13 protein-coding genes are annotated in these 13,104 nt (G+C 42.6%); 6 read left to right on the top strand and 7 right to left on the bottom strand.

Features of this window, described 5'->3' with window-relative positions:
* Positions 1–112: 112 nt before the first annotated feature.
* The gene (locus tag ECHVI_RS14030; RefSeq protein ID WP_015266666.1) at positions 113–856 is read right to left on the bottom strand and encodes an NYN domain-containing protein; all 744 of its coding nucleotides are present in this window, start codon (positions 854–856) and stop codon (positions 113–115) included.
* Between the two features lie 120 nt (positions 857–976).
* On the opposite strand from ECHVI_RS14030, the gene ECHVI_RS14025 reads away from it, so the two are divergent.
* A complete protein-coding gene (locus ECHVI_RS14025; RefSeq protein WP_015266665.1) occupies positions 977–1,906 on the top strand; it encodes a tRNA glutamyl-Q synthetase in 930 nt (309 codons plus the stop codon).
* A gap of 83 nt (positions 1,907–1,989) precedes the next feature.
* Here the strand turns inward: ECHVI_RS14025 and ECHVI_RS14020 are convergent, their stop codons facing one another.
* On the bottom strand, positions 1,990–3,468 hold the full coding sequence (locus ECHVI_RS14020; protein ID WP_041738683.1) for a S10 family peptidase: 1,479 nt from the start codon (positions 3,466–3,468) through the stop codon (positions 1,990–1,992).
* Between the two features lie 398 nt (positions 3,469–3,866).
* On the opposite strand from ECHVI_RS14020, the gene ECHVI_RS14015 reads away from it, so the two are divergent.
* The gene (locus ECHVI_RS14015; protein WP_015266663.1) at positions 3,867–4,445 is read left to right on the top strand and encodes a DUF4377 domain-containing protein; all 579 of its coding nucleotides are present in this window, start codon (positions 3,867–3,869) and stop codon (positions 4,443–4,445) included.
* A gap of 11 nt (positions 4,446–4,456) precedes the next feature.
* Here the strand turns inward: ECHVI_RS14015 and ECHVI_RS14010 are convergent, their stop codons facing one another.
* Positions 4,457–5,398 carry a helix-turn-helix transcriptional regulator gene (locus ECHVI_RS14010; RefSeq protein ID WP_015266662.1) on the bottom strand — a complete coding sequence of 314 codons (942 nt, stop codon included), beginning with the start codon at positions 5,396–5,398 and terminating at the stop codon, positions 4,457–4,459.
* Positions 5,399–5,517: 119 nt separating this feature from the next.
* On the opposite strand from ECHVI_RS14010, the gene ECHVI_RS14005 reads away from it, so the two are divergent.
* Positions 5,518–7,161: a glycosyltransferase family 39 protein gene (locus ECHVI_RS14005; protein ID WP_041738681.1), complete on the top strand. Its 1,644-nt coding sequence runs from the start codon at positions 5,518–5,520 to the stop codon at positions 7,159–7,161.
* Positions 7,162–7,461: 300 nt separating this feature from the next.
* On the opposite strand, the gene ECHVI_RS14000 is transcribed toward ECHVI_RS14005, so the two are convergent.
* Positions 7,462–7,995, bottom strand: a complete 534-nt coding sequence (locus ECHVI_RS14000; RefSeq protein ID WP_015266660.1) for a hypothetical protein — start codon at positions 7,993–7,995, stop codon at positions 7,462–7,464.
* A 401-nt stretch (positions 7,996–8,396) separates the two neighbouring features.
* Between ECHVI_RS14000 and ECHVI_RS13995 the strand changes: the two genes are divergently transcribed.
* The 3 genes from ECHVI_RS13995 (at position 8,397) to ECHVI_RS13985 (ending at position 10,177) form a co-directional block, all read left to right on the top strand.
* Positions 8,397–8,594: a hypothetical protein gene (locus tag ECHVI_RS13995; RefSeq protein WP_015266659.1), complete on the top strand. Its 198-nt coding sequence runs from the start codon at positions 8,397–8,399 to the stop codon at positions 8,592–8,594.
* Between the two features lie 14 nt (positions 8,595–8,608).
* Complete coding sequence (locus ECHVI_RS13990; protein ID WP_015266658.1) at positions 8,609–9,304, top strand: carbon-nitrogen hydrolase family protein; 696 nt, start codon at positions 8,609–8,611, stop codon at positions 9,302–9,304.
* Between the two features lie 204 nt (positions 9,305–9,508).
* Entirely contained in the window at positions 9,509–10,177 is a 669-nt protein-coding gene (locus ECHVI_RS13985) for an autotransporter outer membrane beta-barrel domain-containing protein (protein WP_015266657.1), read from the top strand.
* A 78-nt stretch (positions 10,178–10,255) separates the two neighbouring features.
* Here the strand turns inward: ECHVI_RS13985 and ECHVI_RS13980 are convergent, their stop codons facing one another.
* The 3 genes from ECHVI_RS13980 to pgl all read right to left on the bottom strand — a co-directional run bounded on the left by ECHVI_RS13980 (position 10,256) and on the right by pgl (position 13,103).
* The gene (locus ECHVI_RS13980) at positions 10,256–11,734 is read right to left on the bottom strand and encodes a Gfo/Idh/MocA family oxidoreductase (RefSeq protein WP_015266656.1); all 1,479 of its coding nucleotides are present in this window, start codon (positions 11,732–11,734) and stop codon (positions 10,256–10,258) included.
* Positions 11,735–11,959: 225 nt separating this feature from the next.
* A complete protein-coding gene (locus tag ECHVI_RS13975) occupies positions 11,960–12,244 on the bottom strand; it encodes a GNAT family N-acetyltransferase (protein WP_015266655.1) in 285 nt (94 codons plus the stop codon).
* Between the two features lie 130 nt (positions 12,245–12,374).
* The gene (gene pgl / locus ECHVI_RS13970) at positions 12,375–13,103 is read right to left on the bottom strand and encodes a 6-phosphogluconolactonase (protein ID WP_245553325.1); all 729 of its coding nucleotides are present in this window, start codon (positions 13,101–13,103) and stop codon (positions 12,375–12,377) included.
* Between the last annotated feature and the right edge of the window lies 1 nt (position 13,104).

Genomic DNA, 13,104 nt, shown 5'->3' with positions numbered 1-13,104 from the left:
CACTTATAGTCCATACCGATGGACACTTTTATCTCACAAAATTAATGGAAGATTTCGTAGACATGTAATTTATCAGGGATAATTTACCACTTTATACCGCTATTTCCGGCCATCATTTTTTATTACGGACATAAATCAACTTATGCTTGCCGCGTTGTCCTTCGCGTTGTTCTATTTCAAACTTATTGACTGCACTGATCATTGGGGTCAACTTTTGAAAACCATAATTCCGTGAGTCAAAGTTGGGTTGTTTCTTTTGAAGCAAATTCCCTACATCCCCCAAATACGCCCATCCATCATCGTCTTCACAGTCCGAAATGGTATTGGCAATCAGCTTGATAACTTTGGCTGTTATTTGATCGACACCTGAATCTCTTTGCTTATTAGTGCCCGCTGTAGGTCGCGCTTCCTTTTTTTCTTCCTGCTTTAATATCTCGAGGTAAATAAACTTATCACATGCAGCGATAAAAGGCGTTGGTGTTTTTTTCTCTCCGATACCGATCACTTTCATACTGGCTTCCCTGAGCCTAGTGGCCAATTTGGTGAAGTCACTATCACTCGATACAATACAAAAACCGTCTACCCGCTCAGAATACAAAATATCCATGGCATCTATGATCATGGCAGAGTCTGTGGCATTTTTTCCGGTGGTATAGCTGTATTGCTGCATGGGGGTGATGGCATTTTCCAGTAGTACGGCCTTCCACTTGGCCAAATTTGGCTGTGTCCAATCTCCATAGATGCGCTTTACCGTAGGGTTTCCATATTTCGCAATCTCTTCCATCATTTCCTGTACATATCCTGAAGGGATATTATCCGCGTCTATGAGCACGGCCAGCTTTAAATCGTTTTCCATTTGTCTAAGTTTCTAACTTAAAAATCAATACTACCTGCACCAGCAAGCTACTCAAAGGTGTTAAAGTATAACAATTCATTGGCAATTCCAGTGTATCATTTCCTAAAAAGACATTATATTTTGCTTTTGAATCAATATCGCATCCAGCCTGTGTCATCAACCGGAACAAAACTGCACCTTACCCGCATTGCCCCTACTCCTAGCGGCTTCTTGCATCTTGGCAACATCCTTTCCTTTGCCATCACCTACGCGTTGGCCAAAAAACACCAAGCCAAAATCTTGCTAAGAATCGATGACTTGGACCAAAACAGGATCAAAGCCCCTTATGTGGAAGACATGTTCGACACCTTAGCATTTATGGGGTTCACTTGGCACTATGGTCCCAAAAACATCGAAGACTACCATGCTTCCTTTTCTCAAATCCACCGCATGCCCCTGTATCAGAAAGCGTTGGATCATCTCACCGCTAAATCCGCGGTCTACGCCTGCCAATGCAGCCGAAAGGATATCGCTCAGGCTTCCCCTGATGGCCGCTATCCAGGGACTTGCCGAGAAAAAGCCATCGACTTACACAAAAACAGGGTCAACTGGCGCTTGAAGACCCACGATACCCCCATATGCATGCGGCTGGAAAGCGGACGCGTGATTTCCGAACTTCCTGCATTGATGGAGGACTTTATCATCCGAAAGAAAGATACTGCACCTGCATACCAGTTGGCATCTGTTGTGGATGACATTCATTTCGGAGTGGACTTGATCGTGCGCGGCAATGATCTAGTGAACTCCAGCTGGGCACAGCTTTTCTTGGCAGGCCTGCTTCCTGAAAATACCTTTTCCAAAAGCACCTTTTACCATCACCCGCTCATCATGGAAGACCGCGAGCACAAACTCTCCAAAAGCGCTGGAAGTACTTCCATCCATGGTTTAAGAAAAATAGGTAAGACCAAAGCTGAAATTTACCAGCAACTGGGGGCTTTTATGGGTTTTGACACCTCAATTTCATCCTTGCAGGAATTTGAACGAGCATATAACCAAAAAGGGCTACCATAAGTCGGTGACTTTCGGTAGCCCTCTACGCCATGGATGTCTCATGACCTTTACAAGGTTCGCCAATTCCGAACCTGCATGTAAAATCAATATTTTGCTGGGGATCCAGCTGCCGGGGTCGCTTTGATTATAAAATCCCTAATATCATCATTAGCTTGCTCCAAATCCTCTGACCGAAGATACATCATGTGACCACTTCGGTACCCTTTCCAAGAGAGCCTGTCCTTTAGCTTTCCGCTGGGATCCATTTGCCACATGGAATATTTCGCATTGAAATAATCGGTACCACCATCATAATATCCTGATTGGATCAGGACGTGTAAATAGGGATTTTCCGCCAGAGCTGACCTAAGGTTTTCGCCAGTCTGATCGCCACTCCGGTCCCAAGGGTGTACCGGTCCAAAAAGGAAGTAATTGATATCGGTTTTAAAATCAAGTTCATTGATCATATAGTGGTTAAAGGCTGGCGCAAAAGCATGATTCCAACTGGAAAGGGCTGGATCATAATCATATCGGCTACCAGCATCCTGTCGGTCCACTCCCCGATACCTGCTGTCCAGTCTTCCCACGGTCAAGCCTTCATCTCTCAGCAGTTCCTTCCAAAAGAAGCTGGTGGGCACGGCTAAGTTATGCTCCCGAATAACTTTTTCACTGAGACCAGAATACGCTGACATTTTACGGGCCAGTGCTTTTTTCTTTTCCTCCTCCAGAAAACCTCCCTTCACCATGGCCGGTATCAATTCATTTACGGTGAATGCTTCTACTTCAGGTAAAATTTCGTCGAGGTCCTTCTGCTGCAAGCCATTGTCCAAGACCCCGTGGTACCAAGCAGTTGCTGCATAATAAGGCAAGTAATTCGCTGCGGCCACCGGACCTTCCCGGTCAATGCCCAAGTCCGTGGGTGATACCAACACCACCCCGTTAAAGTACATCCATTGGCTGTTCTGAAGACGGTTTACCAATCCAGACACCCGCGTGGTGCCATAACTTTCCCCGATCAAAAACTTCGGAGAAGCCCAGCGATTCTGGCGCGTGACAAAAGTCCTTACCCATTCTGCAAGGTAATTGACATCTGCATTTACCCCAAAGAATTGGGAACGGTCGGCCTCCTTATCCGTAATCCTGGAATATCCAGTATTGACAGGATCTACATACACGATATCTGCCACGTCAAGGATGGAATGCGGATTTTCACGGTATCCATACGGCTGAACTGGGTTTCCCTCTTCATCAATATTCAACAAAACGGGACCTGTATAGGCAATATGCATCCAAATAGAGGCTGACCCAGGCCCACCGTTAAAAGAAACCACCAACGGCCTGTTGGTCTTGTCTTCTACATCACTGCGCTGGTAATACGTATAAAAAAGATAGGCCACTTCTTTCCCTTTCTTATCCCAAACGGGCTGGGTGCCGACAGTGGCTGTATAGGGAACCCTTTTCCCTTTAATGGTCACCTGATGCGATGAAACAGCGGAAGAATCTGAATGGAGCATTTGCTGGGCTTGTGCCGCCCAAACGGTAAAGCACATCCCTGCTAGCATTAAAAGTATTAATCTTTTCATAAATTATGGTTTAAGTAATTCCTGAATATAAAAATTCTTACCATACCATTAAACAAGATTCATAGAGAAGGCATTATTTTCCTTTCAACGTTAGCTGATTACGGATGGAGATTTTCTCCAACACCTCCTAGGACGTTAAATAGAAAAACTGAATTACATGGGGAGTTTATCATTTTAGCAGAGGTTGTCTCATAAGTCCTCGTCATTGCTATTCCGGTGAATATCGGAAGAAGCAATCTCGTCATACGTGTAATGAAAGCACAACAAGATCACTTCACTCCGCTCGTGATGACGGATTATTTATTTATGAGACAGCCTCCTCTATTTTTTGATGGCACTCTAATTGTAATACCCTGAGCACAAACTCAATTAAAACTACCATCAATTATTTATTGAAAATGAAATTTAAGTTTACCTGGCAGCCTATCCTTCTTTTATGTGGCCTGTGTACGGCCTTTTCTGGATGTGTTAACGAACTCCCTGAGAAAGAAGAATCTATCTCCATAAAGCATTATCCTGTGGTGGAAAACAATGAAGCAGGAAATGCTTCGTTATTCCTTAAAGTGCAATTTTCGCATCAGAAGGGCACTGATGAATGGGAGGTAATCCCCTTGGATGCCATTGAAGGATTTAATTTCCAAATGGGGTACAATTATGAAATAAAAATTCGTAAAGCACAGGTATTTAACGAAGCAACAGATCATTACCATACTTCGTACACCCACCTTTCTACGACCTCCAAAGATCAGGTAAGCCCCAATGCGACGTTTGAGCTACCACTAAAATCATTGGATTTCCAACCTGCTACGTTGGCATTCGGAAATGTGGAACTTGGCTACAAAATGTTAGGAGAAATCCCCATCGTATGCTCCACCCTCTGCGAGGATTTGGATGCATCTTTGGAAACAGATCAAAATGTAACAGGTGTCTTTAGACACAACGGCAGCAATATGATTAAATTAATCCAGCTAAAGTAAACTACCACAAGTTATACTTTATCCTGTTCAAAGGCTGAAAACATGTTTTCAGCCTTTTTCATTTGTTGTTCCAGATAAGCTTTCAGCTCTTCCCCTTTTTCAACGTAAATCTCCCCCGGTAATCCCAGCACAAAACGACCAATCCCAGGTAATTCGGGAACTTCCCTTTCTAAATAATACGTATTGTTTGCTTTGGAATAGGTGTATGGTTTGGCATCCGGGTGTTCCTCAATCAGCAGCTGATAAGCCTTCTTCGATAACCTTAGCCGCACTTTAAACTGATCTTTCCCCGTAAATCCGAAAAGTCCTTGTTCCAGCGGCTCATGCAATTGTTCAAAGAGATGGTGCTTACTGGTCACCTTTAGCTCAGCGATTCGCTCCAACTTAAACATTTTCATCTCCCTACTGGCCACTTCCAACGCGTAGACCGACTCAAAATTATTAGAGAAAACCACTGGCTCTACCAAACGGTCACTAACCGAATCACTGCTAAGAGAATAATAATCCTTCAGAAGCACCTGAAATTTATTTTTGATGGCATGGCTGAGCTCATCGACAAAGCGCCCCAATTTGGCATTAAACAGTTGTGACACACTCTGCTGGAAATCAGATCTCACTTGTACCTTTTCCAGTATGGATGCTTTCAGTAAGTTCTTCTTACTGCTTTTGTTCATCACTTCCACCAAGTAAGCAGCTTCGTCATCCGAGAAAGTACCGTAAAACGTGTTTTTAGAATATTCTACCCTATCGGTAATTTTAAACTTCCCATATTCCCGCTCCACCTGAAAGCCCAGCTCCCGCAAGAGCTGAAAATACCGGTAAACCGTACGACGATCCGTACCCAATATTTCTGCCAGGCTGTTGGCCGACTTACCAATATTCGAACGCAACAAATTAATTAATTTAAAGACTCTCAGAATCTTTTGTTGCTCAACACTTTTTGTTTTACCCATCTCCTATTAAATTTCAGTTTGCAATTTAACTTATTGTAAACAAAAGACCATTTTAGCGACACAAATTGTCACTTTTTAAAAACTACTATTTTCCATGGAAAATGGTTATTATTAGATGTATGCAGAAACTCTCTACTCCTCAGCCTCCCTATGCCCTCTTCACGGGATTGCTATTCTTTATGGCACTGTGGTATTGGGGATATGATGGCGTCACTTTTAGCGATGATATTTCTTACCTTGATTTGGGCTATCGCTTCTGGAATGGTCTTCCCTTTCAGGAAGTGGACCTGTTCAATTACAGGTGGGGAACCTATGTGTTGCCCGGTTTCATCACGTATATTTTTGGCTTTAATGACCATCTCGCTTCCTTGCCCTCGCTGGTTTCCTATATGATGACCTTGATGCTCATTTGGAAAGTGCTCACGGAATATTTAGCCAAAAACGTCTTTGTGATTTTCTTTTGCTCCTCGGTGTACTTATTGCATTTTTTACCCAAGGTTTATCCAGATTCGCTATTGGTGTTTTGGGTTGCACTTATTCCTGTATCGGCCATTTATCGGCACCAAAAGCCCTTTCTCGCCGGGATGATCATGGCTGCTGCTTTCTTTATTGGCTTCTGCACAAAGGAAACCATTATCCTGCTTGCCCCACTTCCCATATTGCTGTTCATCTTTGATACGAAAAAGGATAAAAAGCCCCTGTTTTATACTTATTTCTTTCTCTGTATGGCCGTATTGGTGATAGCCTATTTGGGCTATTTTTATGTCAAATTTGACGATCCATTCTTGCGGTTTAGAAGCATCGAGCAAGGACATTACATCTCGCCCTACTCCTTTTATGACAAAGGCTGGACAGCTGTAGCAGAACGGCTTACTTTTAGCCCAATCCTTACCTTTATCGAGCGGACCTTTTGGATTTGGATTGTCCTGAGTGTACCTGGACTGGTCAGGGCTTTTAAGCATGACAAGGACCTTCATTTAATCTTTGCCCTTGCTAGCTTATGTTTGTTGGTTGGGTTTTGGTTTATGACCACCAGTTTATCCTTTTACAGTCCCCTACCGCTCAATCCCCGCCACCTGATCATTTTACTGCCCATCTTATCGGTAAACATCGCCCTGGAAGCCAAACGATGGACCAATAATTTCTTCTGGAACAGGTTTGCTACGCTTTGGATTGCCTTTGGAGGAATTGTATCCTTGGGTTTACTTGACTGGAAATTGGCGGCATTTTACTTTTCATTCGCAGCCGTTTTGTTATTTGTACCTGTCAAATGGAAACCGGCTTGTATGGCGGTATTGTTACTTTTTCCCGTTTTGGCATCGGTTGCCTACCAAAGAGAATTAAAGCACTTCGACCATTTTAAAAATGTCTTCACCAAAACCATAGACACCTGCCATCCGGAAGCACCACTTATTTCACATGAGTTTGTCGTCAGAAGTATTGATGTCCTTGTAGGAGAATATGACAGCAATCTCCCCCTATTTTCGATCCATGAGTTGGCCGAAAAGTCCACTGCAGGAGGCTTGCCCAAGACATTCACCCTTCTCACCTATTCCTATGCCGCGCATGCTTTTCCTGAGCAGGAATCGCTTCTGAAGGAGGTAAATGACTACGCTACTCGTTTCAACTACGACCAAACCAATATCTATCAAGACAAGTGGATAAAAGTCATCCAATATGATCACCGTAAAGATCTTTCTACTTTTTCCAATCATGGCGAACTTGTTGAAAATGAAACCCCGTCAAGAAAAGTGGATCAATAGGCAATCAAACATTCCCCTTTCTCCAAAACATAGGCTCTAAGGCACAAAGCAATTACAATCCCTTAGGTTACAGCATCCACTTGGTGCCATGGGAATGTGGTGGCATTTTTTTCCTTACGTGGATTTACCGTTAAGCAAACGTCAGCCCCAACATCTATGCTTGGCTCCTTCTTACTGCTGTTGCGGCCAATTTCGGGTAAAAATGCATAAAAAATGGCTGCCCAAGTTTTGGACAGCCTTATTCTTTAGGAAGACTTTGCTTCTCAATCCAACTTTTCTATCAAAAAATAATCAGATCTTTTATTCCTTGCTGAAAGTATACAATCCGTGGACCGTATGGGTACAGGCCACCCCTTCAATTTCATCTTGATTTGTTATATCATAAGAAATAATCAGTTTCTTCTCCGAAAACTTTATGATTTTTGCTTTAATAGCAGGCAACCCTTCAAAATTAAAGTACATCAATCGATCCGTCTCTTTGGACCATGTGCCTCTTTTGAAAATATCCGAAAAAGGAAAAATATCCTTAAACGTACTTCCAGCTAAATCCGCTGGAACTTCAATCGTGTAATAACCCTCTGCCAAAAAAGTATTGGTGGGATCGTCTGAAATATCCATTGTTAGTCCATGAATATCGGCCAATCCACTGTGATTGATGGAATACATTTCACCATTGTTGATCACATCTGTGCGGACATCATATTCTACGGTTTCCAACGTCCATTTCCCTACTATGGATGGAGCCACCACCAAATCCTGAAGGTCCTCCGTACACGAAATCATACATGCCGCTGCACACGACAAAAGGAGTGTTCTTAAAAATGTAGCTTTCATAGTTTCTTTTTTGTTATTCAATACTTATTTCAAATATATAACATTTTTAAGTATTTGAAAACCATTTTTATATAAATAAAACTATCCCATGTTCAAAAAGGCCTTTAAATATTCCCTGAAGGGATTTCATGCAACGCTTACAATTTCCCATCGTATTTTTTTATGAATATTCTAGTTTCTTTATGCTTGATTATGGCTTTTTTCGCCACATCTGCGAATTCATTTTGATGATCAAATCGTCCGGTTATAAGACCAAAAGTGTCCGCTAATAAAACACCCATAATCGTAAAAATGCCTATTTCAAGTTAAAATGCATATGGCATAGTTTTAGGAATAAAAAGTATCCCTGATGGTGATATAAATCCCCATTACAAACTTGAATCCTCTTCAAATAACAAAACATGAAATTATTTCTTAACCTCGTCCTTTGGACCATTCTTTTTGTCTTGTGTTGGCCTATCGCAATCTTGTTGTTGCTGCTGTATCCCATCATCTGGCTACTGATCTTACCATTTCGCCTATTAGGGTTTGCCATTGACCTTACTTTTTCCATGATTGCCAAAATATTTATGTTACCTTTTCAGGCACTTGGAAAATAATTTCAACATGGCATATGAAAATTAGTCTGGTACAGCTATGCCCTATCACAGGAAATATCGAGCAAAACATCTCTGATCACATCAAATGGATCAATGAAGCAGGCTCTGCGCATTCAAACCTTGTCATTTTTCCTGAACTCTCGCTCACTGGCTATGAGCCTACCTTGGCCAAAGAACTGGCTATCTCGAAGGATGATGCCCGATTAAGAAATTTTCAAGAATTGAGTGATGAAAAATGTATATCCATCGCCGTGGGGGCACCGCTAAAAAATCACAAAGGAATTACGATTAGCCTATTACTATTTCATCCCCACCAACACGTCCAAGTTTATTCTAAGCAATACTTACATGAAGATGAAGTGCCTTTTTTTATTCCCGAAAAAAATCAACACCCTCTGGTAAACAATTTTCCCATAGGCCTGGCCATATGTTATGAAATCTCAGTTGCTGAACATATCGGAAATGTCATGGCAAAAAGGCCCACTCTTTTGCTTTCCAGTGTAGCAAAGGATCAAAGGGGTGTGACCAATGCCTATCACGAGCTTTCTGATATCGCCATAAAGAACAAACTACCAGTGGCCATGGTCAACTGTGTCGGTCATGCTGATGGCATGCGATGTGCAGGACAAAGTGCATTTTGGGACCATAACGGGAATCTGATCAAACAATTGGACAGTACCTCAGAAGCCATCCTCCCCTTGGAGCTGTAACAAAGGAACCTGTGCTTCAAAGGTTGTCAAAACGAAAACCAGGATCTGCTTTAGGACATACAAAACTTAACAATTCTTAAATCCGTCACTCAGTTGGTTAACAAAACTTAATCCTAACTTTTTTTAACATCATCTTTTTATGGGATCCTTTTTCAAAATATAATTTCGAAAAAATCATTATTCGAACTTTTAACTATTTTTATTATGAAAAACAACCGCTATTTGGTCACGTTCTTCGTGACACTATGTACTTGCTTACTTCCGACGATTTCAAAGGCTCAATTCAATGAAAATGGGCTGGTCATTCGATCGGGAATAAACTTCCAATATAGCCCTCAAGACTCTCCGTACACACTGCCAGACAACATAGGGCATGAATCGGAAAATTTCACTTACTATTTCACTCCTGGCATCGGGAAATTCATTGGAAATGGCTTTTACATCGGCTTGGAAGGCAGAATTGGTTCCTCTTCTCGATCCATGACAGCCATGGTTAATGGTGATGTCACCCATCACTCCAAGTATCAAAACCTGATTTATGGTGGAGGAGTTTTGCTCAGGAAATACTTTAACGTCTCTGACAGATTCACTCCTTTTGTAGGACTAAGCAATACCTTTTTCAAAGAAAAGGGAGATGAAAAATCGCCAAACGGATTCCGTTCTTACCATTACAACAACTTTACCGCTGATATCCAACTCGGCGCACAGTATAGGATATCGCCTCGAATCGGCATTGAAGCCTACTTCACACCTGGCGGCCTTTTGGTCAGTAAGGATAAGAACGCCAGTCACAAAGCCGACATTTCTCCAAATTTTGGCGAAAGCGGTCAACACTTTTCATTTGGAATCAACTATTTCCTTGGAGGAAAATAAGGTGGTTACCGAAAAGTGATGCTACCGGTACCAAAAGCAAAGAGGGTTGTTTTCCAACGATAAACAACCCTCTTTGTATCAAACCTTATAGTAGGTTTCCCATCCTTTTCTCGGCGGAGGCCCTACCAAAAGGGCATTGGCAAACTTGTTATTGGTGATGACCTTTTTGTCACGGTCAAACTCCAATTTGGCATTTAGCCGCTGGGCCAATGTGCCGAGGGTAAACACCTGACTCAGTGGCCCTGCGATAGAAAACGGTGACCTGGTTTTCTCCTCCCCTTTACACGCCAACAGAAAGTTGGCAAAATGATTTGAAGGGCTTTCAGGGACTTCCGGAAGTTTTCCTTCCATGGCTTTGGCCTTTTCATCAGGAATGATGGACAGCGTACTGCCGTGTGATCCTCCCTTAAAGGTCAATTCCTTGCCGTAAATGATCTTACCAGGGTTTAGCTTTGCCGGCTGGATTTTACCGTTACTGGCCGCAGGGATATCTGCATCCAGCTCTGATGAGCCATAGCCTTCAGGCACCTCCGGTATATTATCCAGTCCATCGTACCAACTGACATTTACCTCCGGCATTTTTCCCCTTTTGGGGAATTTAAAATCCAAGGTCGTCGCCTGAGGATAAAACAACGCATTATGTCCTTCGATCTTTACAGGATCCACTTCATAAGGCAAGCCAAGATCCAAAAACTGATGAAAGGTATCCATGATATGTGCTCCCCAGTCTCCCAAGGCACCCATCCCGAAATCATACCAGCATCGCCACTGGCCGTTTATAAAGTCATGGTTATAATCGTGGTGCTGGGCAGTAGTCAGCCAAGTATCCCAATCCAACGTATCAGGAATAGTTTCAGCAGCAGGAAATTTCCCCATATTGACGTCCCATCCATGCCACCTCCTTCGGCCATTCATGTGGCAGGTAATTGCCGTGACATCCTTGATAATGCCGGCATCCACCCAAGCCTTAAACTGGAAGTAATTCGCCTCCGAGTGGCCTTGGTTGCCCATTTGGGTTACTACGCCATATTTTTCGGCCGCTTTCATCAATAACTCTATTTCATGAAATGTTCGTGCCAACGGCTTTTCCACATACACCCCTTTACCAGCAGCCATAGCTGCCATGGTCACGGGAAAATGAGAAAAATCAGGAGTAGCTACCATCACCGCATCAAAATGCTGGCTGTCTTTATCCAGCATCTCCCTAAAATCCTGAAAACGTGTAGCCTTGGGGAATTTATTCATGCTCGGTAAGGTGTGCTCAGCTCCCATATCCACATCACAGAGGGTCACAATATTAGCCTGACCGGTTTCATCGATGGCATTGATCACCTGCTCACCCCTATTGCCAATGCCCACACATGCTAAATTCACCCGATCACTGGGTACAAAAGACGCTTTCCGAAGCAATTTGCCCTGCTTATCCCTAATTTCAGGTTTGGAAAAGAGCACATGGCTTGGCACAATACTCACTGCGCCCAGCGCCAAGGCACTCTTCTTTAAAAAATCCCTACGTTCACCTGCCTTTTGCAGTACTTTGTTTTTTTCTGTTTTCATGGTAAAATGGTTAATTTAAACGGGTTTATGCTTTATGATAGGTTCGTTTTCATACTTCGGATATCGAAAAGAACATCTTTAAAGATAATTATATTATTGAATACTAGTTTAAAAAATTCATCCAGTGGAGCATATTCCCCACTGCCGGAAAAGTTTTGCGTCTACTTTTTCATCAGGATCCTGCTCGAAGGGTCCTGGAAAATAATTTTCAGTGAAATACCATCATTAGCTAAAAATCACATCCCGTATTTTTTCTTCTTTACTAAAAACGGACTTTGCAAAAGGACAAAGAGGAATCACTTTATACTGGTTTTCCCTAGCAAAATCCACAAGGTTCATCAACATCAATTTACCGACTCCTTGTCCTTTAAAATCAGGATTTACTTCGGTATGATCGATGATTATCCGGTCACTTCCGGCAAATGTAAAGGTCATCATTCCGGCTTCTTCATCATCCTCCATGGCTGTGAAAAAACCTTTTTTTCCATCATTACTGTTCTTGACTATCATATTATTTTTCCTGCTATAAATCGTGAACGTATGGTTTTCCTATAATCACTCCTTAAAATAACAATAAAAAAGGAGGCTACCGCCTCCTTTTTTCTCCTTTATCGTAAAATAATATTTGCTTGATGATGGATTAAATTTTGCGAAGCTTGCTTGCCGCTGTTTCATCAACCAACCATTGTACTTCACCCTCTGAAGGCTGAATCATTTGAGACGGATATTGGGTAGGATTCCGCTCCCCTTCAAGTACCTCAAAAAGGGCGTCTGCCTTGTTTTCTCCAAATACAAAAAAGACAATTTTCTTGGCTTTATTGATCAATGGAGCCGTTAGTGTGATACGATGGATATCTTTGGATTTCAGGAAGTACCCTTCCACCCATTTCTTTTCTTCTTTTAGCACTTCAGTCCCGGGGAACAAGGAGGCACAGTGGCCGTCATCTCCCATTCCCAGTAAAATCAAGTCAAATACACCTGCTTCACCGAGGACTTTTTTGAGATAAATGGTGTATTCTTCGGCCCTTGCTTCCGGTGTTATTCCCGCTGTCCACATCGGAAAAACATTGGACGCTGGAATCGGTACATGGTTGAGCAGCGTTTCATAGGTCATGCCGGCATTGCTCTGCTCATCATCCAAGGAAACCCATCGCTCATCGCCCCAAAAGACAAACACTTTGTCCCATTCTACTTGCGATTTGTATTGCTCTCCAGCCAAAAGCTGATACAGCCCTTTAGGTGAACTACCACCGGTCAAGGCCACGTTGAATTTTCCTTTTGCATCGATAGCCTCCTTTGCAGATTGTACAAAAAGGGCTGCCGCTACTTCGCTCAGCTTAGCGGGATCTTTCTCTATTTGTATCATCATT

Origin of the sequence: Echinicola vietnamensis DSM 17526, from assembly GCF_000325705.1 — a bacterium.
Lineage (GTDB): Bacteria > Bacteroidota > Bacteroidia > Cytophagales > Cyclobacteriaceae > Echinicola > Echinicola vietnamensis.
The sequence above is the reverse complement of the archived record's forward strand: the minus strand, read 5'-3'. Positions and strand labels throughout refer to the sequence as shown.

Coding starts and splice junctions, on each gene's coding strand:
- ECHVI_RS14010 (WP_015266662.1), bottom strand. CDS start 5,398: ATGGGTAAAACAAAAAGTGTTGAGCAACAAAAGATTCTGAGAGTCTTT.
- ECHVI_RS14015 (WP_015266663.1), top strand. CDS start 3,867: ATGAAATTTAAGTTTACCTGGCAGCCTATCCTTCTTTTATGTGGCCTG.
- ECHVI_RS14000 (WP_015266660.1), bottom strand. CDS start 7,995: ATGAAAGCTACATTTTTAAGAACACTCCTTTTGTCGTGTGCAGCGGCA.
- ECHVI_RS14020 (WP_041738683.1), bottom strand. CDS start 3,468: ATGAAAAGATTAATACTTTTAATGCTAGCAGGGATGTGCTTTACCGTT.
- ECHVI_RS14030 (WP_015266666.1), bottom strand. CDS start 856: ATGGAAAACGATTTAAAGCTGGCCGTGCTCATAGACGCGGATAATATC.
- ECHVI_RS13975 (WP_015266655.1), bottom strand. CDS start 12,244: ATGATAGTCAAGAACAGTAATGATGGAAAAAAAGGTTTTTTCACAGCC.
- ECHVI_RS13980 (WP_015266656.1), bottom strand. CDS start 11,734: ATGAAAACAGAAAAAAACAAAGTACTGCAAAAGGCAGGTGAACGTAGG.
- ECHVI_RS13990 (WP_015266658.1), top strand. CDS start 8,609: ATGAAAATTAGTCTGGTACAGCTATGCCCTATCACAGGAAATATCGAG.
- ECHVI_RS13995 (WP_015266659.1), top strand. CDS start 8,397: ATGAAATTATTTCTTAACCTCGTCCTTTGGACCATTCTTTTTGTCTTG.
- ECHVI_RS13985 (WP_015266657.1), top strand. CDS start 9,509: ATGAAAAACAACCGCTATTTGGTCACGTTCTTCGTGACACTATGTACT.
- pgl (WP_245553325.1), bottom strand. CDS start 13,103: ATGATGATACAAATAGAGAAAGATCCCGCTAAGCTGAGCGAAGTAGCG.
- ECHVI_RS14005 (WP_041738681.1), top strand. CDS start 5,518: ATGCAGAAACTCTCTACTCCTCAGCCTCCCTATGCCCTCTTCACGGGA.